Source organism: Paenibacillus sp. FSL R5-0749 (genome assembly GCF_038595085.1).
Taxonomy (GTDB): domain Bacteria; phylum Bacillota; class Bacilli; order Paenibacillales; family Paenibacillaceae; genus Paenibacillus.
Genome location: NZ_CP152005.1, coordinates 4,559,845 through 4,584,732, shown reverse-complemented (window position 1 = coordinate 4,584,732; position 24,888 = coordinate 4,559,845). Strand labels below are relative to the sequence as shown.

19 protein-coding genes are annotated in these 24,888 nt (G+C 46.7%); 13 read left to right on the top strand and 6 right to left on the bottom strand.

Annotated features, from left to right (window positions below):
* The first annotated feature begins 156 nt into the window (after window positions 1–156).
* Both gndA and MKY85_RS20395 read left to right on the top strand, forming a co-directional pair.
* A complete protein-coding gene (gene gndA / locus MKY85_RS20400) occupies window positions 157–1,566 on the top strand; it encodes an NADP-dependent phosphogluconate dehydrogenase (RefSeq protein WP_342570634.1) in 1,410 nt (469 codons plus the stop codon).
* Window positions 1,567–1,767: 201 nt separating this feature from the next.
* Window positions 1,768–2,277 carry a shikimate kinase gene (locus tag MKY85_RS20395; RefSeq protein ID WP_342570633.1) on the top strand — a complete coding sequence of 170 codons (510 nt, stop codon included), beginning with the start codon at window positions 1,768–1,770 and terminating at the stop codon, window positions 2,275–2,277.
* Window positions 2,278–2,415: 138 nt separating this feature from the next.
* On the opposite strand, the gene MKY85_RS20390 is transcribed toward MKY85_RS20395, so the two are convergent.
* Window positions 2,416–2,721, bottom strand: a complete 306-nt coding sequence (locus tag MKY85_RS20390; protein WP_017687407.1) for a rhodanese-like domain-containing protein — start codon at window positions 2,719–2,721, stop codon at window positions 2,416–2,418.
* Between the two features lie 106 nt (window positions 2,722–2,827).
* On the opposite strand from MKY85_RS20390, the gene aroA reads away from it, so the two are divergent.
* The 4 genes from aroA (at window position 2,828) to ptsP (ending at window position 8,453) form a co-directional block, all read left to right on the top strand.
* A complete protein-coding gene (gene aroA / locus MKY85_RS20385; RefSeq protein WP_342570632.1) occupies window positions 2,828–4,123 on the top strand; it encodes a 3-phosphoshikimate 1-carboxyvinyltransferase in 1,296 nt (431 codons plus the stop codon).
* A gap of 59 nt (window positions 4,124–4,182) precedes the next feature.
* Window positions 4,183–4,617, top strand: a complete 435-nt coding sequence (locus tag MKY85_RS20380) for a CoA-binding protein (RefSeq protein ID WP_091014241.1) — start codon at window positions 4,183–4,185, stop codon at window positions 4,615–4,617.
* A 198-nt stretch (window positions 4,618–4,815) separates the two neighbouring features.
* Window positions 4,816–6,696, top strand: coding sequence for a glucose PTS transporter subunit IIA (locus MKY85_RS20375; RefSeq protein ID WP_342570631.1), 1,881 nt, complete (start codon window positions 4,816–4,818; stop codon window positions 6,694–6,696).
* On the top strand, window positions 6,693–8,453 hold the full coding sequence (gene ptsP, locus MKY85_RS20370; protein ID WP_339235739.1) for a phosphoenolpyruvate--protein phosphotransferase: 1,761 nt from the start codon (window positions 6,693–6,695) through the stop codon (window positions 8,451–8,453). Before MKY85_RS20375 ends, ptsP begins: the two co-directional genes overlap by 4 nt.
* A gap of 120 nt (window positions 8,454–8,573) precedes the next feature.
* Here ptsP and MKY85_RS20365 read toward each other — a convergent pair whose 3' ends face one another.
* A complete protein-coding gene (locus MKY85_RS20365; RefSeq protein WP_339235737.1) occupies window positions 8,574–9,098 on the bottom strand; it encodes a type 1 glutamine amidotransferase domain-containing protein in 525 nt (174 codons plus the stop codon).
* A 274-nt stretch (window positions 9,099–9,372) separates the two neighbouring features.
* Here MKY85_RS20365 and MKY85_RS20360 point away from each other — a divergent pair, with 274 nt between their 5' ends.
* From MKY85_RS20360 to MKY85_RS20345, 4 genes are all read left to right on the top strand, one after another.
* Window positions 9,373–9,786 carry a hypothetical protein gene (locus tag MKY85_RS20360; RefSeq protein ID WP_339235734.1) on the top strand — a complete coding sequence of 138 codons (414 nt, stop codon included), beginning with the start codon at window positions 9,373–9,375 and terminating at the stop codon, window positions 9,784–9,786.
* Window positions 9,787–9,908: 122 nt separating this feature from the next.
* Window positions 9,909–10,256, top strand: coding sequence for a bacillithiol system redox-active protein YtxJ (gene ytxJ / locus MKY85_RS20355; RefSeq protein ID WP_339235732.1), 348 nt, complete (start codon window positions 9,909–9,911; stop codon window positions 10,254–10,256).
* A gap of 92 nt (window positions 10,257–10,348) precedes the next feature.
* On the top strand, window positions 10,349–11,362 hold the full coding sequence (gene ccpA / locus MKY85_RS20350) for a catabolite control protein A (RefSeq protein ID WP_036614690.1): 1,014 nt from the start codon (window positions 10,349–10,351) through the stop codon (window positions 11,360–11,362).
* A gap of 120 nt (window positions 11,363–11,482) precedes the next feature.
* A complete protein-coding gene (locus MKY85_RS20345; RefSeq protein WP_339235730.1) occupies window positions 11,483–12,178 on the top strand; it encodes a 5'-methylthioadenosine/adenosylhomocysteine nucleosidase in 696 nt (231 codons plus the stop codon).
* Between the two features lie 108 nt (window positions 12,179–12,286).
* On the opposite strand, the gene MKY85_RS20340 is transcribed toward MKY85_RS20345, so the two are convergent.
* Window positions 12,287–12,919, bottom strand: coding sequence for a GNAT family N-acetyltransferase (locus MKY85_RS20340; RefSeq protein WP_339256341.1), 633 nt, complete (start codon window positions 12,917–12,919; stop codon window positions 12,287–12,289).
* A gap of 296 nt (window positions 12,920–13,215) precedes the next feature.
* Between MKY85_RS20340 and acsA the strand changes: the two genes are divergently transcribed.
* A complete protein-coding gene (acsA, locus tag MKY85_RS20335) occupies window positions 13,216–14,940 on the top strand; it encodes an acetate--CoA ligase (RefSeq protein WP_339235726.1) in 1,725 nt (574 codons plus the stop codon).
* A 185-nt stretch (window positions 14,941–15,125) separates the two neighbouring features.
* Here acsA and MKY85_RS20330 read toward each other — a convergent pair whose 3' ends face one another.
* The 3 genes from MKY85_RS20330 to rpsD all read right to left on the bottom strand — a co-directional run bounded on the left by MKY85_RS20330 (window position 15,126) and on the right by rpsD (window position 21,345).
* Window positions 15,126–18,221 carry a transglycosylase domain-containing protein gene (locus MKY85_RS20330; protein ID WP_339235724.1) on the bottom strand — a complete coding sequence of 1,032 codons (3,096 nt, stop codon included), beginning with the start codon at window positions 18,219–18,221 and terminating at the stop codon, window positions 15,126–15,128.
* 231 nt (window positions 18,222–18,452) lie between these two features.
* Window positions 18,453–20,558 (bottom strand): methyl-accepting chemotaxis protein, encoded by a 2,106-nt coding sequence (locus MKY85_RS20325; RefSeq protein WP_342570630.1) that lies wholly within the window; start codon window positions 20,556–20,558, stop codon window positions 18,453–18,455.
* 187 nt (window positions 20,559–20,745) lie between these two features.
* A complete protein-coding gene (gene rpsD / locus MKY85_RS20320; protein WP_062835377.1) occupies window positions 20,746–21,345 on the bottom strand; it encodes a 30S ribosomal protein S4 in 600 nt (199 codons plus the stop codon).
* Window positions 21,346–21,810: 465 nt separating this feature from the next.
* Here rpsD and MKY85_RS20315 point away from each other — a divergent pair, with 465 nt between their 5' ends.
* Window positions 21,811–23,802 carry a sensor domain-containing diguanylate cyclase gene (locus MKY85_RS20315; protein WP_342570629.1) on the top strand — a complete coding sequence of 664 codons (1,992 nt, stop codon included), beginning with the start codon at window positions 21,811–21,813 and terminating at the stop codon, window positions 23,800–23,802.
* Between the two features lie 101 nt (window positions 23,803–23,903).
* Window positions 23,904–24,794, top strand: a complete 891-nt coding sequence (locus MKY85_RS20310; RefSeq protein ID WP_339235716.1) for a hypothetical protein — start codon at window positions 23,904–23,906, stop codon at window positions 24,792–24,794.
* Window positions 24,795–24,888: the final 94 nt, after the last annotated feature.

The following is a 24,888-nucleotide window of genomic DNA, read 5'->3' as shown; positions in this document are numbered from 1 at the left end:
TTATGAAAATACGATGAACACCTCAGCAGATTGGGGTGTTTTCTCGTTGCGTAGCTGTGTCACGGGGTTCACTTCTATACATAAAACCGTTAAAATGGGAGTATTGTTGAGAATTTATTTCAATAAAATTAATTGGAGCAAAGGATGGAGGACCAGATGACAAAACAACAAATTGGCGTGATTGGCCTGGCTGTCATGGGCAAAAATTTGGCCCTTAACATTGAAAGCAAAGGTTTCTCAGTATCGGTATATAACCGTTCCCCCGAGAAAACCAATGATCTTCTGAAAGAAGCTGAAGGTAAAAACCTGACAGGTTCATTCTCCATTGAAGAGTTCGTAGCATCCCTGGAATCCCCGCGCAAAATTTTGATCATGGTACAAGCAGGCAAAGCGACCGATGCTACCATTGAACAACTGCTTCCTCACCTGGATGAGGGTGATATCATCATTGATGGAGGGAACGCATACTTCCCTGACACGCAACGTCGCAGCAAAGAGTTGGAAGACAAAGGCATTCGCTTCATCGGTACGGGTGTATCCGGTGGTGAAGAAGGCGCACTGAAAGGCCCTTCCATCATGCCTGGTGGACAGGAAAGTGCTTATAAATTGGTTGAACCGATCCTGACGGCGATCTCAGCCCATGTCGGTGACGATCCATGTTGTACATATATTGGACCTGATGGTGCCGGACACTATGTGAAAATGGTGCATAACGGTATTGAGTACGGAGATATGCAGTTGATCGGTGAAGCGTACCACTTGCTCAAATCCGTATTGAACGTTTCCGTTGAAGAGCTTCATGCGATCTTTACGGAATGGAATCAAGGAGAGCTGGATAGTTATCTGATCGAAATCACAGCAGATATCTTCTCCAAATATGATCCAGAAACAGGCAAACCAATGGTTGACGTTATTCTGGACGCGGCAGGACAAAAAGGAACTGGTAAATGGACAAGCCAAAGTGCACTGGATCTCGGCGTTCCATTGTCCATGATTACAGAATCCGTATTCTCCCGTTTCCTGTCTGCCATGAAGGACGAGCGTGTAGCAGCTAGCAAAATCCTGAGTGGACCAGAAACTGAAGCATTCTCTGGCGACAAAAAAGCGTTCATCGAGAACGTTCGTAAAGCATTGTTTGCAAGTAAAATCGTATCCTATGCACAAGGATTTGCACAAATGCGTGCAGCTTCCGATGAGTATGGCTGGGATCTGAAATACGGCAACATTGCCATGATCTTCCGCGGTGGATGTATCATCCGTTCGCAGTTCCTGCAAAACATCAAGGAAGCTTATGATAAAGACGCAGCTCTGAAAAACTTGCTCTTGGATCCTTACTTCCAAAACATCGTTGAGTCATATCAAGGCGCATGGCGTGAAGTTGTAGCGGCTGCTGTAAAACAAGGTGTTCCCGTACCTGGTTTCTCCAGTGCGTTGTCTTACTACGACAGCTACCGTACAGAGCGTTTGCCAGCAAACTTGCTGCAAGCACAACGTGACTACTTTGGTGCTCACACGTTCAAACGTGTGGACAAAGAAGGCAGCTTCCACCACAACTGGATGGAGTAGTACCACCTATACGAATCGATGAGATTTGGGTTGAGCGTCTTAAAGTGGCAGATTTGGCCTGCTAAGAGGCTTAAAAGAGGTTTGGCGTTCCGGTGATTGTCGGTTAACGCCAGGCCTCTTTTGGTCTTTCCCAGTCCGCAGGGCTGTGTTATGATAGGACAAAAGTGCTCACGAATTGCTTGAATTAAAGGAGTGTACACCTTGAGCAAGTCTAACAATATTATTCTCATCGGCATGATGGGAACCGGCAAATCAACCGTCGCTGACATGCTTGCACGCGAGCTTGGTTACCGATTGATTGATGTGGACGCCGCGGTGGAAAAAGAAGAAGGCTGTGCGATTCCGGAACTGTTCACCAGCAAGGGAGAGACGTATTTCCGTGATGCCGAGAGCCGCGTGCTGTGTTCGGTACTGGAGAAAAAGTCACAGGTCATAGCGACCGGAGGTGGCGTGGTGCTGCGTTCGGATAATTGTGACGTGATGTTGGAAAATGGTTGGGTTGTTGCTCTGACTGCTGATCCGGCAGTGATTGTGGAGCGTGTTAGCGGCTGCGACAATCGTCCACTTCTTGCAGGAAATGCGGAGGAACGCATCAAGACGATAATGGAAGAGCGGAAAGACGCATACCGGTTCGCACATTATACGGTGGATACAACCGAGTTATCCGCTTCTGAAGTGACTCGTTTAATTTTAGCGCATTACCGCGTCTAAGCTTGTTATCATCGAAGTTGATGGTTGATAGATGTTGGCAGATATAACAAAACGGGCCATATTGGCCCGTTCGTTTCTAGGAGCAGAGTAGGTTAGAGGTCTAAAGTTACCTACGACTTCGATCCGCTCCACATTACTCTAGTCTTCCTGTTGCCACTGAAGCATACCGCCGACCATGTTTGTACAGCCTTCGTATCCCAGTTGCTGCAGATATTCACAGGCACGCTCACTGCGGTAACCGCTACGACAGATGATTACGATCTCGCCTGATTTTTCAATCTCAGACAATCGGTCCGGAATCTGTCCAAGCGGGATATGCTTGGCTCCTTCGATCATGCCTTGCGCCACTTCATCGTCCTCGCGGACGTCTATCATCTGCAGCTTCTCTCCCGCCTGTAAACGGCGGCGCAGCTCAGACGTTTCAATTTCAGCTATTTGTGTCATATTCAGGTCCTCTTTTCTGTATGGACTTAACGCCTATAATGATACCCAAGCGATGCACGGAATGTCAATTTGGCGACAATATAATCAATGAAGGAGAATTTCATCCATGGACGTTATTGTTAAACCAACCCCCACTCTGAACGGGGAAATCGGGGCTCTGTCCTCCAAAAACTACACTACCCGCTATTTGCTGGCTGCTGCGCTGGCAGAAGGCACAAGTACCATTCATTTCCCGGCACACAGTGAAGACAGTGACGCCATGCGCAGATGTATTCGTGATCTTGGGGCTGAACTTGAAGAAGACGACAGCAAGATTGTAATCAAGGGCTTCGGCAGTCATCCCCGTGATGTGCGTGAGTTGAATGTGGGGAATGCGGGTGCTGTACTTCGTTTCCTCATGGGAGTTACAGCGCTTTGTCCAGACGTTACATTTGTAAATACGTACCCGGATTCGCTGGGTAAACGTCCGCATGATGACCTGATTGATGCGCTTGGTCAACTGGGTGTAGAAGTACAGCACGAACAAGGACGCCTACCGATTACAATCAAAGGTGGCAATGCCAAGGGTGGATACATTCGTGTATCCGGCTCCGTCAGCTCCCAGTATCTGAGCGCATTGTTGTTTGTTACGCCTTTGCTTGCAGAAGACAGCACCATTGAAGTGCTGGATGACCTGAAGTCCAAGGTCGTTATTGGACAGACGCTGGAAGTGCTGGAGCAAGCAGGCATCGTTATCCATGCAAGTGATGATTACATGTCCTTCCGTGTACCAGGTGGACAGGCATACCAGCCAACGACTTATACCGTACAAGGGGATTACCCTGGATCAGCAGCGGTTCTTGCAGCAGCAGCGGTTACACAGTCTGATGTGAAAATTCTGCGCCTGATGGAGCAGAGCAAACAGGGCGAACGTGCTATCGTTGACGTGCTGCGCATGATGGAAGTGCCATTGACACATGAGAACGATGTCGTACACGTTCAAGGAAATGGCAGACTGAAAGCAATCGAATTCGACGGGGATGCCGCAACGGACGCGGTTTTGGCTATGGTAGCCGCAGCTGTGTTTGCGGAAGGCACTTCTCGGTTCTATAATGTAGAGAACCTGCGTTACAAGGAATGTGACCGAATCACTGATTACTTGAACGAACTGCGGAAGGCAGGAGCGAACGTTGAAGAGCGTCAAGCTGAGATTATCGTACACGGACGTCCGGAAGGTGTTGAAGGCGGCGTTGAGATTAACGCTCACTTCGATCATCGCGTAATTATGGCGCTCACTGTTGTCGGTCTGCGTTCCAAGGAGCCGCTTCGTATTCGGGATGCACACCATGTAGCCAAGTCTTATCCGCAATATTTCGATCATTTGCAGGCGCTTGGCGCCTCGGTTCAATGGGTAAAAGAGTAAATAGCTGAGAATCAGTCTTTTGAACACGCACTTTAATCAGAAAAGGATGGTGCTTGAACATGGAATTTAACAACCCTACTCGTGAAGAAATTGGACAACTTTTGCGCAAAGCAGGCAACATCGCAGTCGTCGGCTTGTCAGACAAATCAGATCGCACTTCCTATATGGTGGCCGAAGCCATGCAGAGCAGAGGCTATCGCATTATCCCGGTTAACCCACAGGTGCAAGGTGAAATTCTTGGAGAGACGGTATATGCTACGCTTGCGGATATTCCGGAGCCAGTAGACATCGTCAATGTGTTTCGTCGCGATGAGTTCTGTGCGGATGTAGCTCGTGACGCTGCTGCCATCAAAGCCAATGTCCTGTGGCTTCAACTTGGCATCCATAGTGATGAGGCGGTTCAGATTGCGGCGGAGAACGGCATGACAGCGGTAACGAATCGTTGTATCAAGGTAGAGGATTCCATCGTTCTGCGCGGCGCTGGACGTGGCTGAGAGGCCTGTTCATCTCGGATCGGTTAATATCCTGATCTGACCCAATTGAATGATTGCAGGATAGATCCCGTTAACTTTGAAGTTGACGGGATTTTTTCTGTTCTATTTTTGCTATATAAAATGACCAATGGGTTACTGTTTTGCTTTGACAAAACGTTGCGCAAAGCTTACCATCTAGGATAGAAAGGAGAGGTCGCCATGAATTGGCTCGGATCCTTGCAGCAGCTCGGACGAGCGGTAATGCTGCCTACAATGGTCCTGCCCGCCGCCGCAATTTTGCTCAGTGTTGGCAGTCTGCCTTGGGACGCCTGGGGATTAAGTGTTGTCGGTGAAGTGTCTACCGTGGCCGGACACGGCATTTTTTATTTTTTGCCGTATTTGTTCGCTGTCGGTGTAGCACTGGGACTCTCCAACCAGGCCGGACAAGCGGGACTTGCTGCTCTGGCTGGTATCGTGATATATGATCAGGTGACTCGGAACTTTGGTGACGGCACCGTTCAGCCCGCTTCCTTAATCGGAATCATACTCGGCGCGCTTGCCGGTGGGATGCATAATCGGTTTAAAAGCATTAAACTGCCCGAAATTTTGCAATTTTTCGGGGGTTCAAGGTTTGTTTTGCTCATCGTCGGACTCTGTTCCGCATTGTTCTCCTGCTTTATGTTATGGATCGCTCCGATTTTACAGCATGGATTGAATGCCATTGCCACATGGGAATACAGTCTCGGCGGTTTTGGATTGTTCATTTACGGGGTGTTATACAGGGTATTGGTCGCTTTTGGACTTCATCATCTGCTTAACAATGTATTTTGGTTCCAGTTAGGAACATTCGAAACACCTGATGGTAACATTGTACAAGGGGATTTGCCCCGATTTTTTGCAGGAGACCCCACCGCAGGATTCTTTATGGCGGGTTTGTTTCCCATCATGATGTTTGCCATTCCGGCAATAGCCTTTGCTATAATTCAGGAAGCCAGGGAAGATCTGAAACCAAAAATCAAGAAAACGTTTCTGACATCGGCACTCGTTTGTTTTCTAACCGGGGTATCGGAACAGATTGAGTTTGCTTTTTTGTTCGCCGCACCTTATCTGTTCATCGTGCATGCAGTCATGTCCGGTGTTGCGATGTGGATCAGTTACTGGCTCGATATCCGGCATGGATTTTCGTACTCCGCAGGTATTATTGATTACATACTCAATTTCCATCTATCGGAGAATGCTTGGAAGCTCATTCCGATTGGCATACTATATGGGCTGGTTTATTACTTCCTGTTCCGATGGGCGATTCGTACGTTCAAGATTCCAACACCAGGACGTGAAGAGGGCTCCATGCTGGAAGATTGGGTAGGCAACATTCCTTATCAGGCACCTCTAATCCTCGAAGCATTGGGTGGGAAGAGTAATATTGTACAGGTTGAGGCATGTATTACACGTCTTCGCCTGACCGTGCATGATGACCGCCTGATCGACACGGGTGCCATGAAGAGTATGGGGTCCGCTGGATTAATCAAGCTGGGTGGCGGTAACGTACAGGTGGTATTCGGTACCTATTCGGAATTGATTCGGGAAGAAATCGCGAAGCTATTGGAAAGAGATCTGCAACAGGTTCTGTTCTGTGCTCCCGTTCAGGGAAAAATGTTACCCATTGAAGAGGTGCCGGATCAGATTTTTGCAGCCAAGCTTGTTGGGGATGGAGTAGCCTTTGTTCCAGAACGCGGAGAGCTGGTATCACCGGTGTATGGAACGATTATGCACTTGTATCCGACCATGCATGCCTTGGGGATTTCCACTCGGGAGGGGCTTGAGGTGTTATTGCATATCGGCATTGATACCTCTCAGTTAAAAGGCCATTTTGAAGCTTTTGTTCAGGAGGGCGATACAGTGGAGCCAGGGCAGTTGTTGATCAAGTTTGATCTTGCGGTACTTCGCGAGCAAGCGGCGTCACTGACAACCCCAATGGTAATTACGAATCCCGATCGAGTAAAATCATGGAGCTTTGCTCCATTTAAGCAAGTGAAGAAAGGTCAGGCATCCGTCATGTCCGTGGTGCTCTATGACAGGAACGTTGGAGGGGTAGAATGAAGATACAAGGCATCAACGGAGCTGCAGGCATAGCCATCGGCAAAGCATTTGTCCTGCCCAGTTGGGAATGGGATCTGCCGGATCAGAAGATGGATTCGGTAGATCTCGCCCAAGAGTTCGAACGGCTGTATGAGGGCATACGGACATCTAAGGATGAGATTGAATATATCAAGAATGAGTTCAAGGAAGTCGTGGGGCCGGAGGAGTCCAGTATTTTTGATGCACATCTGGCCATCCTCGAGGATCCAGTATTCATGAACGAAATTCGGGGCATTATCGAGCGTCAGTACAAGGCGGCAGAAGTGGCAGTCAAAGAAGCCATAGACCATTTTGTCACGATGTTTGACTTGCTGGAAGACGAGTATATGAAGGAGCGGGCCATTGACATCAAGGATGTAGGTAATCGTCTGCTCAAGCATCTGCTTGGTGCACCGGAGATTACACTCCCTTCGGATACACAGCCGTATGTACTTGTTGCCAAAGAACTATCGCCATCTCAATTAGCACATCTGAATCCCAGTCATGTCCTGGGCATTGTAACCTTGATTGGCGGGAAGACTTCACATTCTGCAATAATGGCTCGTGCGCTTGGCATTCCTCTCGTTTCCGGTCTGGAAGCGAGTCTTGGCATGCCGGTTGAGACTGGTGATATGCTTGTGGTGGATGGTGATAATGGCTTGGTATTTACCGACCCGGATCGCAAGACAATTGAACGGTATACCATGCTTCGCAGCAAACAGCTGAAGAAAAAAGAACAACTTCAGGTGCTTGCTACGGTGGATGCTGTAACCAAAGACGGGGCTATATTACACCTCGCTTCCAATATCAGTTCTGTGAAGGAACTGGATCTGGCTTTGAAACATGGAGCCAAGGGCGTAGGCTTGTTCCGGACAGAGTTTCTATATATGGATCGGGCTACATTTCCGGGTGAGCAGGAGCAGTATGAGGTGTACCGCCTTGTGGCAGAGAAGACGGCAGGACAATCCGTTGTCATTCGTACTCTGGATATCGGTGGTGACAAGCAACTGGATTACTTCGAATTGCCGGAAGAAGACAATCCGTTTCTGGGTTACCGTGCAATACGAATTAGTCTGGACCGTAAAGACCTGTTCAAAACACAGCTTACAGCCATTCTGCGTGCCAGCGCTGCTGGCAATGTGAAAATCATGTACCCGATGATCTCTTCGGTGGAAGAGCTTCAACAAGCCAATGAGATTCTTCGTGAGGCGATGTCCGATCTGGACGAGCGGGGATTATCATACGACCCTCATATTCAGGTAGGGATCATGATTGAAGTTCCTGCAGCGGTGATGATTGCTGATCTGCTGGCGGAGGAGGCGGATTTCTTCAGTATAGGAACGAACGATCTGGTTCAATATGTACTGGCAGTAGATCGAATGAATGAGCAGATCGCTCATATGTATCACCCTTATCATCCGGCTGTTCTGCGGATGCTTCGTGCCACAGCGGATGCGGCGCATACGGCAGGAATTGATGTTAGTGTGTGCGGAGAGATGGCAGGGGACGAGCGTGCCATTCCGCTTTGGCTGGAGCTTGGTATTCGCCACTTGAGTATGTCTCCGCAATCTCTGTTGCGTGTGAAGCACCGAGTGCTGAACACAACAGCATCGGACGCCAAAGAAGAAGCTCGAAAGTGCTTCGCCCTGCGGACCAGCGGAGATATTGAGGAGCGATTGCAAGTCTTTAATGACTCCACAGGAAGCCCGGATGAACAAAGTGGTTCGAATGCATCGTGATTGGGATAAATGGATATAAATACCTTTAAGTTAATATATTTACATTCGTGATAATTATTTGTTGGAAAGCTTGTTATATAAAATAACCCCACTGTGTATGAGAGCGCAGTGGGGTTATTTTTACTTGTCAGCGAGGGCATCACAGAATGCCTTGCCGTAAGGTGGAAGGTCCGGTGGACGACGTGCCGAGATGATATGTCCATCAACAACAACCGCTTCATCTTTCCAGATCGCACCTGCATTTTCCATGTCATCCCGAATGCCTGGTGTAGAGGTTACCGTAACTCCGTCCAGAATTTTGGCAGAGATTAGTACCCATCCTGCATGACAGATCTGTCCAATCGGTTTCCGGTCTGCATTCATTTCCTTCACGAGTTCCAGAACTTTGGGATAACGACGCAGCTTATCTGGCGCCCAGCCGCCTGGTACAAGAATGCCATCGTACTCTGAACTGTCCAGTTCATCGAAACTATATTCAGCTTCAGCAGGCACACCGTATTTGCCAATATAGGTTTTTCCTTTTTTCTCTCCAGCAAGATGCACTTCTGCACCTTCTTCACGAACACGATGCACAGGGTACCATAATTCCAAATCCTCGAATTCTTCATCGACCAGAGCGATGACTTTTTTACCGGTTAATCTCATGTTCATCTCTCCTTTTGCTGTAATTAGGTATGTCGCGTCTCTAATTGTAACAGATTCTACAAGGGACTTCATGGTTGTGCATATGCAGTGTGGAGGAAGCGATTACAAGTCAGTAATTACCTGCATTCGACAACCTTCATCTGGAGGGAGTGGTAATTTGTGCAACCTTTCTTTTGCAGCAGGATTTGAGCCGAAATAGGTCGAATGGTACTTATATAGAGTATAGAACGAATGAGGTGAGGGTGTGCGCAAGTCGTGCAGATGTGGACATGTAATGGAGTTGGAATTAAGAACCGTAGTATACGCCAAAAAAGTGGAGATTCGAAACGTACCCGTATTTGCGTGTACAGACTGTGTATCATACGAAGTGCTTCCTCCGGTCAAGCCGGACTTAACAGAATGCATTAGTACATTGGGTGAACAGCCCGTGAAGCAGGACGTATCTTTTGGTGAACGTAATGAATTGGCAGACCTGTTTCATGAGCAACTGCTGGCCTGGCCGGATGCGACCGATCGGGAGATGCAATATCGGATGCAGCAAGCGGTAGAGGAACGTATCAATCTGTTGCTGGACATCATGGGTTACGCAACGAAGTCTGGAGATACAGTTTGGATAGAGACCACGGAGCGCAGGTTAAGTCAATTATCCGGATTTGTGTGGCAGGAGTACTTCTCGAATGCTGTCTAATTTTGACGTGCAAAATGTTTGTTTTCATGAAAATTGGCTTTTTCGCGCGCTTTTTGTTAAGATATCGAAGAGTGAAAACGCTCAACATAGCGGTATTCCTGGTAAAGGGGGATGTATATCTAATGGCTGACATGACTAAAATGACAAGTATTGAACAGCTAAACTCCGCAGTAGAGGCTACCGAGGATCAACCCTTGCTTCTGTTTAAGCACAGTACGCGCTGTCCGATCAGCTCGAACGCTTATCAGGAGATGAACGATTATTTGCATAATAATGCCAATGAAAATGTGAAATACGGTATCATCTATGTTGTGGAAGATCGCCCGGTATCGAATGAAGCAGCAGAGAAACTGGGTGTTAAGCATGAATCTCCACAGGCGATCCTGATTAAAAAGGGAATTCCTGTATGGCATACTTCCCATTCAGATATTACTAGAGCTACACTTACGAATGTTTTGAGTGAGTCCTAAAGCCTATTTTAATTGATTAATGCAAAAATTTGTCGTAATATAAATCTTAATGAAAATGGTATGAAAATTTACTGGTAATGGAGAGAAGTACTGTGACGGTAACCATTTATGATGTGGCACGTGAAGCTGGAGTGTCTATGGCAACGGTATCACGGGTAGTTAATAATAACCCTAATGTCAAACCGCAAACGCGGAAAAAAGTATATGAAGCCATCGAACGATTGGGATATCGTCCGAATGCGGTAGCCAGAGGTCTGGCAAGCAAGAAGACAACCACGGTCGGGGTCGTTATTCCGGATATTTCGAACTCAACCTTCGCGGAGATTGCCCGCGGAATTGAAGATATTGCGAATATGTATCACTACAACATTATTTTGTGTAATGCAGATAAGAAGAAAGAAAAAGAAATTCGTGTTATTAACACGTTGCTCGAAAAACAAGTGGATGGATTGCTCTTCATGGGCGGAACAGTAACAGACGAACACATTCAGGCGTTCCAGTCTGCCGCTGTGCCAATCGTACTTTGTGCAACGAGTGATGAGAAGGGTACATTCCCATCCGTGGATATTGACCATGAAGCAGCAGCGTTTGATGCGGTAAACACCCTGATTCGTCATGGACACAAGGAAATTGCGATGATCAGTGGTACACTGCAAGATCCAGCGAATGGTTATGCCCGTTTCCAAGGATACAAAAAAGCACTGGAAGCAGCCGGGATCGAATACCAGGAGGATCTTGTTCGAATCGGTAACTATCGGTATGAATCCGGTGTTGAAGCGATGAAATATTTCCTTGGACTCAAGAAAAAACCATCAGCTATCTTTGCTGCAACAGATGAAATGGCTATTGGTGCCATTCACAGCATTCAGGATGACGGTCTGAAAGTACCGGATGACTTCTCCATTATTAGTGTGGATAACATCCGTATGGCTTCCATGGTGCGTCCTCAGTTGACGACAGTGGCACAGCCAATGTACGATCTTGGCGCAGTTGCGATGCGTTTGCTGACCAAGCTGATGAAGAAGGAAAATGTGGAGAATCCACGGGTTATTTTGCCGCATGAAACGATTCTTCGTCTTTCTGTAAGTCATGCAGATGTAGTGTAATCGGGATTATATACAGGAAAGAGAGAAACCTCTCTCTCTACATAGTGGATATGCGAAAGCTCCGGAGACGGAGCTTTTGTGCTGAATGAGGTTGAAAGTGAAAACAGGAGGTATCAGAAGATGCGTGAAACGATTGGCATTATCGGAGCGATGGATGAGGAAGTAGCGCTTTTGCTTGCAGGTATGAAACAGCTTGAGACGGTCAAACAGACCGGGATTACATACGTTGCAGGCGAATGGCTGGGCAAGCAAATTGTCGTGTGCAAATCCGGCGTAGGTAAAGTAAATGCAGCGGTTACGACACAGATTTTGATTGATCGTTTTCAGGTGAATCGCATTATCTTCACAGGTGTTGCGGGGGCGGTTAACCCGGAGCTGAATATTGGAGATATGGTTATATCATCCGTATGTGTTCAGCACGACATGGATGTAACGCCACTGGGGTTTAAACGCGGGGTTATTCCTTACCAGGAGACATCTGCATTCCCTGCCGAGGCTTCGCTTATTACACTGGCTGAAGAGGCATGTAAAGCGCTGGGGGCCCATTATTTGATTGGTAAAGTATTATCGGGAGACCAGTTTATTGCCAATAAAGATACCGTTAACATGTTATATACCGAAATGGACGGTGCATGTGCCGAAATGGAAGGGGCAGCAGTCGCTCAGGTTTGTTACATGAATCGTGTACCATTTGTTGTCCTGCGTGGAATGTCAGATAAAGCGGATGGCTCGGCGCATGTCAACTTTGCTGAATTTACCGTGGAATCTTCCCAGCGTTCGCATCGTATTGTGGAGCATATGTTAGAAAATATGTAAAGGCGCATCAAGAAAAACCGCTTATCGATTAGCTGTTCCATGAAGTATGGATCAAGCTTCGAGAGGCGGTTTTTGTTATGTATATCGTTTTTCGAACAGATCATCGAATTAATACATGAACCGATGGCGGAAGCGTACACGATCAAACTGTTCTTCCGATGTGATCGGCACCTGACTTCCGATACGTACCATCAAACAGTTTGCAGGATGTGAACATATTTCAGGGTCGTCTGTTGCATACCAAGTCATGTCGATCGTTTGCATCAGCTTCTCCATCATTTTGCGATAATCCCATACATTCAGTCCGCTGCCCTTCAGATCCCAATGCCAATAATATTCTGTGGTGAAAATAATATAGTTCTCCATGTATTTATCTTCCAAAGCAGTAAGCAACATCTCACGTCCAATGCCAAGCGAGCGATAGTCGTCCGCAACCTCGATTGCCCCAAGCTCTATCAAATCAGTCATATTGCCCTCGGACCAGCGTTCACAATCATCCGCATAGTGAAAGGTTACATAACCGATAATCGTTTCATTTTCATGTGCAATGATAATTCGCCCTTCAGGTAATGCTGCGATCTCGGCCAGAGCTTCCTGCTGCTCCGTTGGTCGCCGAAAGGCATCCAGATCCGGATGGAAGGCAAGACGGGTAATCTCCTCGGCCTGCACGGGGCCTTCAACAGTAATGTGGTGGCCGGACTTGAAGATGGAACGCATATGATGTTCTTTGATATGTTCCATGGTTCATGCTCCTCTCTCTCCCTACTTATAGAGGTTGTTCAAAGTGTCAGCTATAGCAAAAATCCAAAAAATTGAAAAGCCATAGACGACAATTGAAAAGATTTGCTATAATTGCGTAGACAAAAAATGTTCACAATTCAATACAGTATGGTTAACATCTGTTTGGCCGAGCAAGTACATGATGAGAAGTTCTCTCTACTAATGTAAGCGCTAACTGGAAGTTCAGTCAACACAAAGGCAATGAGAATTGAGCCCTAACGGGAATCGAAATGTCGAGTTGAAGGAGGCTGGCAAGCATGAGTCAAGCACATGGTGAGATGCTGCAAACGGTTGTGTCTGAATCTAATCTGGGCGATTACACGGAGGCGAGAAGCCGGTTCGATTGGGAATCGGTGGAACAGCATTTTACGTGGCACGCCAGCGGAAAAGTAAACATGGCGCATGAAGCGATTGATCGTCATGTACTGGAAGGAAGGGGCGGCAAAACCGCTTTATTGTATAGCGATGCTTCACGTGAAGAGGCCTATACTTTTGCTGATCTGAGTGAACAGTCGAGTCGGTTCGGGAACGTTCTCCGCAAATATGGCATAGCCAAAGGAGAGCGGGTATTTATTTTTATGCCTCGAAGTCCTGAACTGTATTTTAGTCTGCTGGGAATATTGAAAGCTGGAGCCATCGCGGGCCCGTTGTTCGAAGCATTTATGGAAACGGCAGTGAAGGATCGGCTGGAGGATAGCGGAGCAGTAGCGCTCGTCACAACTCCGGAATTATTGAAACGCATCAAACGTTCCGAGTTGCCTGAACTCAAACATATCTTTATTGTGGGTGGAGGCGAGCAGACGGAAGAAGGACTCATCGATTTTGATGCAGAGATGTCTGCCGCTTCGGATGAGATGGAAGTAGAGTGGTTGAATCGTGAGGATGGTTTGCTCATTCATTATACCTCAGGCTCTACGGGTAAACCCAAAGGGGTGTACCATGTTCAAAATGCCATGATTCAGCACTATTATACAGGTAAGGTTGTTCTGGATTTGCGTGAGGATGATGTGTACTGGTGCACGGCAGACCCGGGTTGGGTCACAGGGACTTCTTACGGTATCTTTGCTCCATGGCTCAACGGAGTGACCAATGTAATACGTGGCGGTCGTTTCAGTCCTCAAGATTGGTACAACACCATCCAGAAGAATAAAGTCACGATCTGGTACAGTGCACCAACGGCCTTCCGTATGCTGATGGGAGCTGGAGAAGAGACCATCGCCCAGTTTGATCTGAGCAGTCTGCGTCATGTCATGTCTGTCGGTGAACCGCTCAATCCGGAGGTTGTTCGTTGGGGATGGAAAGCCTATGGTCAGCGAATTCATGATACATGGTGGATGACGGAAACAGGTGCACAGCTGATCTGTAACTATCCCGGAATGCCGATCAAGCCTGGCTCCATGGGACGTCCGTTGCCTGGCATCCAAGCAGCCATTATTGATGATCGCGGACAGGAATTGCCGCCGTACAGTATGGGTAATCTGGCCATAAGGGCACCTTGGCCATCCATGATGGCCAAGATCTGGAATAACCCTGCGAAATACGAGGAGTATTTCAGGCTTACGGGCTGGTATGTATCCGGTGACTCTGCTTATATGGATGAAGAAGGATACTTCTGGTTCCAGGGACGGATTGATGATGTGATTAATTCGTCAGGAGAGCGCATCGGCCCCTTTGAGGTGGAGAGCAAGCTCGTAGAGCATCCTGCGGTGGCAGAGGCGGGTGTAATCGGTAAGCCGGATGTGACACGTGGGGAGATCATCAAGGCCTTTGTGGCGCTTCGTGAAGGATATGAGGCGACACCGGAGCTGAAAGAAGAGATTTACCGTTTTGTCAAAGAGGGCCTGTCTGCCCATGCTGCTCCGCGTGAGATCGAGTTCAAGGATAAACTGCCTAAGACACGTTCTGGCAAAATCATGCGCCGTGTGCTGAAAGCCTGGGAGCTAGATCTTCCGGCAGGAGATCTATCCACCATTGAAGACTAACGTTGATACTCTACGAAGCCAAATTCCGGTGACTCTATCAATGAGGAATCGGTTGTGGTTGTAGAAGCCTGCTTTATGCCAGTGGCATAAAGCAGGCTTTTTTAGCTGATGCAAGTACAAATAAAAAGCCGCACCCTCAGATCGTATCTGAGGGTGCGGCTTTTTTTGGGGTAACTTTGCCTAAATCAGGGCTGAAAATGTACAGCCGCGGAAGGTTCGGATTCACCTGCGCTGTTGCTGGCAGATACCTTGAACCATCCACTGGTCGATGCGGGTACGCCATAATCCATGGTATTGCCCGCTGTCGTTCCAATTTTGGTGTAGGCCGAGCCTGTTTCACTGTAAAATACAGTATAACTATCTGCGTTTGGCGTGGACGCCCATTGAATGCGCAGCCCTTGAGATAGAGCAGATACGCTGACTTGACCAGGTGTGCCTGGGGCTGTCGTTGTTGTATTATCGGTCTGCGTTTCTCCTGGAGTAACAATTGTACCTGGAACTTCAATCGGCTCATTAATCTCTTCTTCCACTGGAGGAGCTACACTTCCGGCACTATTTACGGTTGCGCTAGGAGAAGATTCTCTGCCAGCAACATCCACTGCGGTTACATAGAAGGCGAAGTTGCCGCCTTGCGCTGCATAAGCAGAGAATGATCTGGATTCACCGGTCAGGACGACCTGACCTTGGTTCTGGAATCCTCCACCGTTCACAGATCGATACAGACGATAACCCACGACATCGTTCTCAGGAGTGCCATTAAATGTAATGACAGCTGTGTCACCCGAGGTTGAGATTCGTACGTTACCTGGTGCATCAGGAGTTTTGCCGTTATCTGTTCTTGGATCAATCTGTGTCGGCATGTCTGCATCCGCATCTTCAGGAAGGTAATAAGCAAGTGACTCATGTCGACTCATACGTGAGAAAGCATTTTGCAATTCTTTGATGAGATCCGAGATTGGTTTTTTACGCTTGATTACTGTTTTTTCCTTCAACATGTCCGAAGGTGTTCCATCACGCGGAATATAGTTTACACCATTGTAAGTAATGTATTTGGCTTTGGCGACACCGTCATCGCTATCCTTCGGAACAAACTTGCTGTTGAAAATATCCGTAACAAACTTGTCAGTCATGGATGTTGGCAACTTGCCGCTGTAAGCCGATACCGTACGCGTTTCGATCCCAGATGGTTTTTTGAACGAATCCGTGACGAACAGATCTTTTTGCGTATCGATCACTTCATTCAGGATTTTCGACCACAGTTGCTGCGCACGTTTCCGCTGTGATTTGCTTTCCAGCGTATTCACCGGCTGTTTGTATCCAACCCATACGCCAAGTGTGACATCAGGTGTATAGCCTTCAAACCAAACATCTGCATAGTTTTGAGTGGAACCTGTTTTACCTACAATCGGTACACTTTTCGAGTATTTGTAATTTTCACGTACTTTATCTGCCGTTCCCTCTGTAATAACAGTCCGCAGCATATCGGTCATCAGGTATGCTGTCTGCTCCGAGAAGGCCTGAACTGGTTCCGTATCGTGTTTGTAGACGATGTTGCCTTTGGAATCTACAATTTTGCTAATCATGTAGGAATCATTATATACACCATTATTGGCGATGGCACCATAGGCACTGGTCAGCTCTTCAACGGTTACACCGTATTGGAGACCTCCGAGAACACCAGTTTGAGCCTGATAGTCTTCCTTCTGAATCGTGGTGATTCCTAATTTCTTGGCGAAAGCCCACGCTTTGTCGATTCCGACTTCTTCATTGAACAATTTCAAAGCCGGTATATTAAGTGAGTAATTCAGTGCTCTGCGGGCCGTAACAAGTCCTTGGTACCGGTTGTTAGCGTTCTTTGCAATGTGGTACCCGCTCGGACCGCTTTTCAAAATGATCGGTGAGTCATCAATAATTGAAGCTGGCTGAACAAGACCTTCATCTAACGCAGGAAGATAAGCGGCTATTGGTTTCATCGTTGAACCTGGCTGACGTATCATCTGCGTTGCGTAGTTCATCTGTTCATCCTGGAAATCCCGTCCTTCAATCATGCCGAGAATAGCACCTGTTTTGTGATTAATCAGCATGGCAGCAGTTTGTTCTTTTCCTTTGACAGGATCATCTGCTGAGAAGTTGCTGTCATCTTCCGCAATGGTACGCATCGTTTTGTAGATACTTTTGTTGATGGTCGTGTAGATGCGATATCCACCTGTCCGCAGTTGCGTCTGAGCTTCCTCTAATAATGCACTGCTTTCCTTCTGAGGTGTGTCGGCATCCGTACCTTTGTCTGTAGATTCAGCTGTGTCGGAATTTAATTGTTTCATCAAAATCTGTGCAGCTTGTCGTTCCGTTTCCATCATAAGATATGGATAAGTATTGTAAGCCTTGATGGTCTTCGGAGCGAGTGAACTTTTGATATCAAAAGCAAGAGCTTCGTCATACTCGGACTGATTGATCTTGCCCAGTTCAAGCATACGACGTAATACCAGATGCTGACGATTGATTGCGCGGTCAAAATTTTCCTCTACAAAATCACCTTTACCGTTAAAAGCGGAGTAAGAGGAGGGGAGTTGTGGCAATCCAGCAAGATAAGCAGCTTGAGCAATGTTGATTTTTTCTAGATCGTTAATATTAAACAATCCTTTGGCGGCCGCTTTGATTCCATAAACGTTGTATCCGCTGGAACCATTACCAAAAGGAACTTTGTTCAGATAGGCTGTCATGATCTCGTCTTTGGTCAGGAAACGTTCGAGTCGAAGTGAGAGCAAGATTTCTTTCACTTTTCGATCTTCCGTGCGATCCAGATTCAAAAATACACGACGCGCCAATTGCTGAGTCAGTGTACTACCGCCGGTTTGTACTGATTCTTTCAGCACTTTTTGCTTCACGGCACGTAGTGTTCCGCTCATGTCTACACCTTTATGTTCGTAAAAATGATTGTCTTCAATCGCAATGACTGCATCAATAACCTTTTGTGGGATCTGGTCCGTAGTGACCGGACGCCTGTCTTCTTCCGTACGTAATTGACCGATCGGACTGCCGTCGGCAAAGTAAGCAAAGCCTGTGATGGAGTTTTCGCTGACTTTTTGTTCAATCAGGGCCCTTGAACGGACAGGCTCGTCTTTCACAATGGAACTGACGTATCCCATCAAAGCACCGCCTACAAATAGTACCCCCATAAATCCAAGGACAACCATCCATTTGACGAAACTTCCCAGTCTGCGGGCAAAGCTGCGCTTGCGTACAGGCTGTTCATCGGGCTTTTTCTTATTAACATCAACCATTCAGTGTCTTCCTCCTTTTAACAGCACTTATTATAGCATAAAAAGGCGGGTTTGCATGCCTGAGAAATACAAGTAATGGTCGAAATTTGCCATTCTGCCATGCATTATGCTATATATCATGCGATATTGAAGCACATTTCATGAGTTGTAAGCCAAAATATAAGCAGGCCACCTCCATGCTGAGGTGCATAGGGTGGCCTGAATGATATGTCGTATTGGAGTTCTTTTACATCAGGTTTTGAAACGTTGAATCAGTTCTAAGAGTTCCTGGGTAAGATTAGCCAGAGAGGCAGATGCCGCCGTAATCTCTTCCATGGATGCGAGTTGTTCTTCAGAGGCAGAAGCAACACGAGTTGCATGATCTGCTGTTTCATGACCGATGGTTTTGAGTTGTTCCAACGTGGCATCAACCTGCTGTGATCCAGCTGACATCTGCTGTGCAATGGCTGAGACATGCTCGATCTGCACATTAACATCTGAAATCTGTGATGAGATGGAGAGGAAGAGCTCACCACTCTCATTAATCACGTCCGCAATATGAATAACTTCGGAATTTCCATGTTCCATATTTTCAACGAGAGAAAGGACCTCTTGCTGAACGCTATGAATTAACGCTGCAATCTGCGCTGCTGATACTCTGGATTGTTCAGCCAGATTACGAATCTCGGAAGCAACAACGCCAAACCCGCGTCCGTGTTCCCCTGCTCGTGATGCTTCAATGGAAGCATTAAGTGCGAGTAGGTTGGTTTGACGGCTAACTTCCGTGATCATGCCTGTAATATGGCCAATCTCTTCGGAACGTTGGCGGAAATTCTCCAGTGCAGTCATCGATGTCTGCACAGATGAAGTGGCACTATCGACCATGCGCATGGCGGACTGAATCTTACCACTTCCGACGGTTGTTCGTTCGGCCACCGTTCGCGATGAATCGGATACATCGGAGGCGGCCTTTGCTATTCTTCCGATCCCGACAGATATTTCATTCATGGAACGGGAGGACTCTTGCAGCTCCTGCACCTGTTTACCTGCTTTATCTGCAAGTTCGACTCCTGTTAAGGCAATCAGTTCGGCGGCTTTACCTGTTTCTTCGGCACCTGCGGTCAACTGTTGAGAAGTTGAGCCTACAGATAGAGCATGTTCGGATATAACCGATATGGTATGTCGCAGGGTATCCATCATCTGATTCATATGACCTGCCATGACGCCAAATTCATCTTTGGATCGGACAGGTAACTTTTGTGTCAAGTCTCCGCCAGCCAGCTGCCCAGCGACGATATTAACTTGATTTAATTGTCTAACAATAGAGATGATGGTGTAGGTAACCACACCTGCAAGCAGAAGTACAGCCAGTGCGGCAATCAGTATGGACCAGTTCAAGCTGTCATAGAAGGGTTGAAGAATGTGGCTCTTTGGCAGTGCTGATACAAGATACCAGTTCGAATCTGTTCCTTGTAACCTGGCAGGTTCAGCAATAAACAGCTCTTCCCCTACTTCGGGATCAGTGGCATAAAACTGAGACTCGCCGGACTGTATACGCTGAATGACCGTCTTCATATCAGGTGGAATGACGGCGTCTGCATTAGCCAGTTCCGGTTTGGAGCCGTGCGCAGCGATCTGTCCTTCACTAGTAATCAGCATGGCATAACCTTGATCCGGATTGAGTGATGCTATATTTTGCTGAAAACGATCAATGGTAAAGTCGGCCCCAACAATACCGAGAAAAGTGTTGTTTTCATCCAAGAGAGGGAGGACAATCGAAACGAGTAGTGTTTCTTTCCCGCCAACCGTATAGGTAACAGGCTCTGACCAATAGATGGATTTGGTTTTCTTGGGCAGCTGATAATATGTACTGGTTTCACTGTTTCCCTCATAGGTCGTGAGCGGCTCAAAATGCAGAGAGTTGCCGTCCCGTATGGCGTATGGAACAAATCGACCCGTAGCATCATCATAATCATTTTTATTGACGTGACTCGCATCGTTTCCATCAAAGGCATTCGGTTCCCAGCCCGTATAAAAGCCAAAAACTTTCTCATCCTTTTTCAGATACTGCTCAAGAAGTCTAACGACTTCCTCGCGATTGAGTGAGCCGTTCTTAGCGGCATCCAATAACGTGATACTCATGGTGTCCAATGTGTTTTTGACCTGGTTCATGTCTGTCATAAACTCGTTCGTAGCACGATTCGCTGCTTGTCCCGCAACGGTTTCCCCGTATTGCAGGCTTTTGTCGTAAATCGATTTGGTGTTAAATGCAATCAGGGCTCCAATACAGCAGAGCAATACGATCCCGAGTAAAAGTCCCAGCTTAACAGCGAGCTTGCGATTGCGAAAAAAATTCATGTGTAATCCCCCTTGATGTAACTCTTGTGATGATTGTATGGATGTGTGCTTCTCCTAAAGGGAGTCTATATTTTATATCGTTAATTAAGGTCTTTTAATGAAGATAAATAGAAAAAAGCATAGAAAAACAGCTGTCGAGAAAATCTCGACAGCTGTTTGGATTGAAACTTTAATGTGATTGCAACGATTAACGGTTGTAGAACTCGACGATTTGTTTTTCATCGATGTCTTGGGACAATTCAGCACGCTCAGGCAAGCGGATGAATTTACCTTCTACAGCTGCTTCGTTGTATTCAACGTAAGCTGGAAGATGCGAACGGCCTTCCAAAGCTTCTTTAACGGAAGAAAGAGCGCGGCTCTTCTCACGCAAACCGATTACATCGCCAGTGCTTACTTGGTAAGAAGCGATATCGACTTTTTTGCCGTTTACAGTTACGTGACCGTGTGCTACCAACTGACGCGCTCCAGCGCGGGAGTTAGCAAACCCAAGGCGGTAAACGAGGTTGTCAAGGCGGCACTCAAGCAAGAACATGAAGTTCTCACCGGCAATACCTTGCATTTTTTGAGCTTTAGAGAACAGTGTGCGGAATTGCTTCTCGCCCAAACCGTACATGTGGCGCAATTTTTGTTTTTCTTGCAATTGCATACCGTAGTTGCTCATTTTTCTGCGTTGGTTAGCTCCGTGCTGACCTGGAGGGAAAGGACGTTTCAATTCTTTGCCTGTTCCGCTAAGGGAAATGCCGAGGCGACGGCTCAATTTAAATTTAGGACCAGTGTAACGTGCCATGTTTAAAGTAGCTCCTTTTTAGTTAAAGTTCATATTAGGGCTCTGTTTGCGCTCCAATTTGTTGATGCGGGCTTGGCCTCGCATAGAACGATCAGGAAAGTTCAGCCGCTGTCCTGAAAGCAACAAAAAGAATGAGGGTGACACAACCGGTAATGCCCAAATTTAAAGACCCATTAGTAGTCTTCATCAACAATTTATATTACAGTTTAAGAGAACCAAAGTCAAGCGTAGAATAAAAGCAAAAAAACGTCTAAATTTGTCGATAGGTCATTGGGCCTAAAATAATGGGACAATTTTCTGAAATATGGATGCAAAAAAGCTTTAAACAGAGTAAAATAGATTGTATCTTAACTTTAAATCATCTTTATGTAATAAGGTTATCGTGACGAATTTGCAGGTTTGCGATAACGTCTGCAGATTAATGCATCCTGGTGGATGCAAAAACGGTGCAAAGGAGCGCCTGACATGTTAGAACATCTAAGAAGTTTACCTGCCAGCTTGAATTCACGAAGTTCGGGCGATTCCGCATCTGTTTCCGCTCCTCGTTCTCATGAAGAGCATGTGTTGTGGATGCAAAAAATGGATATCACACCTTTTGATTTTTCATATTTGGGCAGCTTGCTAGAGCAGGCATACAGTGACTGGACCTCCAAAGCAGATTCAGGCCTGGACAATGGATCAACCTATTACAGCGTATGGAACACGGAAGGCGATTGTGTAGGGTACGATCGTGATCATGAGGCTGATCCAGGGTTGGATGCACGCAGGCTTGTATTGGAATGTTTGGATAAGAGACAGGCCCTGTCTCACAGAGGGACTAGCGACCGTGGAGAATATCTCCTGATAACACACCCCTTATTCTCCAGAACGAACAAGGATATGTTTGCCGTATTCACTGCTGTGATCTATGAATCCAATCGATATGAAACGTCTGAAGCTGTGGTTCGATCTGAGGCATTGCATTACCGCACCTGCTTTTACCGAAGATTTGAATACATATTTATGACGGACCTGTTACATGCTCATGAACAAACAGCGCGTGAGGAACACCGGAGGTCTATCCTCTTTCAGATTGTTCAGCGAATGCATGACAAAATGGATGTCGAGGCCATATTGGATGAGGTATTTGACAGTATGGACTACCTGTACCCGGCCACCTATATCAAACTCTATATGTCTCAGGATCAGAGCAACTATAATCCACGGATTAAACCGTTGCTTGTCCACGAGCGGGGAGAAGATATCTGTGTACGTTCATTTATGGCAGGCAAACTGATCGTTGCTCGTTCCGATGATGGAGAAGACCGCATTGTAGATGTAGGTATTCCGCTGAAAGGAAAACAAGGCATATACGGTGTGTTCCATATTGAAATGAATGAAGAGATCATGGAAGAATCGGACTTGCAATTGATTACCATGATGGTGGACACTGCAGGCACGGCCTTTGAGAACGCCAAGTTGCACGAACAATCCAATATGTTGATTCAGGAACTTCGTCTAATCAATGATCTTACACAGCGTTTAAACAAGAGCCTGCACCTTTCGGAGATTTATCAATTATCCGAGCAGGAGTTGAAGGAAATATTTCAGGCTGAAACATGTTGCATTCTTCAACTCAATGATAGTACAAACGACTTCGAAGTCATGTCATCCAATGTGAAGGATGTATTTCACCAATCTTTTTCTGTGGACTACGGTATTGCAGGCTTGGTGTATCGAACAGAGGAACCGCTTATTATAACCAATTATGCGCAATATGATAAAGTCTCCTCCTTTTTCATGGAAGATACGGGATCTATGTCACTGATTGCTTCACCAATTAGAGTTAATGGTGAAGTGAAGGGAGCCATTTTGCTGGGACACAGTCGAGAGCATTATTTTTCATATGATAATTATCGGCTCTTACAGATGTTGTCCATCCATATCGGGCTAGCGCTGTCAAATGCCACGTTACACGCCGAGGTTCGGCGCTTGGCTAATCTGGATATGTTGACAGGTCTGTACGTGAGGCATTATCTGGATAGTGTCATTCACGAGCGACAGGCTCATGAATTCTGTGGCTCCCTCATTGTGGTGGATATTGATCAGTTCAAACAGGTGAATGATACCTTTGGACACCAGACTGGCGATCAAGTACTGAAACAAGTGAGTGAGATCGTCACCAGTTCGGTTCGCACGGAGGATATATGCGCCAGATGGGGTGGAGAAGAACTCGCAATCTATATGCCGCAGGTGAGTGTACGTCAGGCGCTGGATTATGCGGAAGTGATTCGAAAGAGAGTTGCAGAAGAGACCAGACCACTCGTTACGGTATCCAGTGGCATCGCAGAGTGGAATTGGATGGATGAGAAGGTTAGCGTAGAGTCTTTGTTTTATCGGGCTGATATGGCCTTGTACAGCGCGAAGAATGGTGGTCGGAACAGAATTGTTGTAGAGGAACAGGATATAACGCGTTAAGAGAGAACAATTCCATTTGCGGAGTCGTTCTCTTTTTTTTATGTATTCGTGATCAAGTTGTGTATAGAAGGAAGTATAAGCATATACGGGCGGGGCAATCTATGGAGAAAGTTCATGGAAGGGTGAAGATAGACATGCTTAACCGCCATTCGGTACGTACGTTATGGTTATTAGTGAGCATCTTGATGATTGGTGTCCCGGGTTGTGGATTCATCCAGCGAGATCGAACGCCTGAAGAGGTTTTTTCCTTGGCTTTATCGGGGATAGCGGGAAAAGAAACATTAAGTTTTGAAGGAGAAGCAGGACTTCGACGGGAGAACAGTGGATTGTTCGAGAATCAGTTCAAATTCGAAGGAAAGCTGGAGAATCATGATCGTCTGACCCTTCAGACCCGATTACCTGGAGAAGTAACTGCTGTGGGCACAGGCATTCATACGACTGCCGTAAAAAATAATGGACAGCCCAGTGGGTTTAGCGCCTCTTTCGAGCGGAAACAAGGGCAGTGGATGGCATTATCAGCGCAACATGAGCCGCTTCGTGGTTCTCTTTCCCGCTTTAATCCAATTGCCCAGATGGAGAAAATAGACAAGATGAACAAAACCATTCAATCCGAATATGGGGCCGGTCGTCGAACCAGAACATTACGGATTGAACTTGCACCGGAAGATGCCAAAACATGGGCTGTAGCCCAGCTGAACGACGAAATGAACGCCATTCGGGCAGAATATATGCATAAGGCTTCTACGGTGAAAGGCGCACGTAAAGAGAAGCTTGAGAAGGATCTGGATCAAGTTTGGAAACAGGGTGAAATAACGATGCAACAGATGATGAAACAAGCGAGCGTACAGACGGTATATCATCTCACCGTAGATCGGAAGAGCAGTCTGCCTCTTCGCTTATCCTCTGAAAGTCAGGTGAGTTACACGGACAACAACCGTAAAAATAACAAAGAAGCCCTTGTCACCGATGTAAACTTCAAGTCATATCAATAAACGAAGTGAGGGACTGCCTGCTGACGGGATGACTGTTCGCGTGCTACAATAGTATCGTAATTTACCGTTGTTCAATTCAAGCATGGCAGAAGAC

Excerpts from the sequence above, each read along its gene's own strand:
- MKY85_RS20390 (WP_017687407.1), bottom strand. The coding sequence starts at position 2,721 with ATGACACAAATAGCTGAAATTGAAACGTCTGAGCTGCGCCGCCGTTTA.
- MKY85_RS20380 (WP_091014241.1), top strand. The coding sequence starts at position 4,183 with ATGGAATTTAACAACCCTACTCGTGAAGAAATTGGACAACTTTTGCGC.
- MKY85_RS20365 (WP_339235737.1), bottom strand. The coding sequence starts at position 9,098 with ATGAGATTAACCGGTAAAAAAGTCATCGCTCTGGTCGATGAAGAATTC.
- MKY85_RS20360 (WP_339235734.1), top strand. The coding sequence starts at position 9,373 with ATGGAGTTGGAATTAAGAACCGTAGTATACGCCAAAAAAGTGGAGATT.
- MKY85_RS20325 (WP_342570630.1), bottom strand. The coding sequence starts at position 20,558 with ATGAATTTTTTTCGCAATCGCAAGCTCGCTGTTAAGCTGGGACTTTTA.
- aroA (WP_342570632.1), top strand. The coding sequence starts at position 2,828 with ATGGACGTTATTGTTAAACCAACCCCCACTCTGAACGGGGAAATCGGG.
- MKY85_RS20375 (WP_342570631.1), top strand. The coding sequence starts at position 4,816 with ATGAATTGGCTCGGATCCTTGCAGCAGCTCGGACGAGCGGTAATGCTG.
- MKY85_RS20330 (WP_339235724.1), bottom strand. The coding sequence starts at position 18,221 with ATGGTTGATGTTAATAAGAAAAAGCCCGATGAACAGCCTGTACGCAAG.
- acsA (WP_339235726.1), top strand. The coding sequence starts at position 13,216 with ATGAGTCAAGCACATGGTGAGATGCTGCAAACGGTTGTGTCTGAATCT.
- gndA (WP_342570634.1), top strand. The coding sequence starts at position 157 with ATGACAAAACAACAAATTGGCGTGATTGGCCTGGCTGTCATGGGCAAA.
- MKY85_RS20345 (WP_339235730.1), top strand. The coding sequence starts at position 11,483 with ATGCGTGAAACGATTGGCATTATCGGAGCGATGGATGAGGAAGTAGCG.
- MKY85_RS20340 (WP_339256341.1), bottom strand. The coding sequence starts at position 12,919 with ATGGAACATATCAAAGAACATCATATGCGTTCCATCTTCAAGTCCGGC.
- MKY85_RS20315 (WP_342570629.1), top strand. The coding sequence starts at position 21,811 with ATGTTAGAACATCTAAGAAGTTTACCTGCCAGCTTGAATTCACGAAGT.
- ptsP (WP_339235739.1), top strand. The coding sequence starts at position 6,693 with ATGAAGATACAAGGCATCAACGGAGCTGCAGGCATAGCCATCGGCAAA.
- ytxJ (WP_339235732.1), top strand. The coding sequence starts at position 9,909 with ATGGCTGACATGACTAAAATGACAAGTATTGAACAGCTAAACTCCGCA.
- MKY85_RS20310 (WP_339235716.1), top strand. The coding sequence starts at position 23,904 with ATGGAGAAAGTTCATGGAAGGGTGAAGATAGACATGCTTAACCGCCAT.
- rpsD (WP_062835377.1), bottom strand. The coding sequence starts at position 21,345 with ATGGCACGTTACACTGGTCCTAAATTTAAATTGAGCCGTCGCCTCGGC.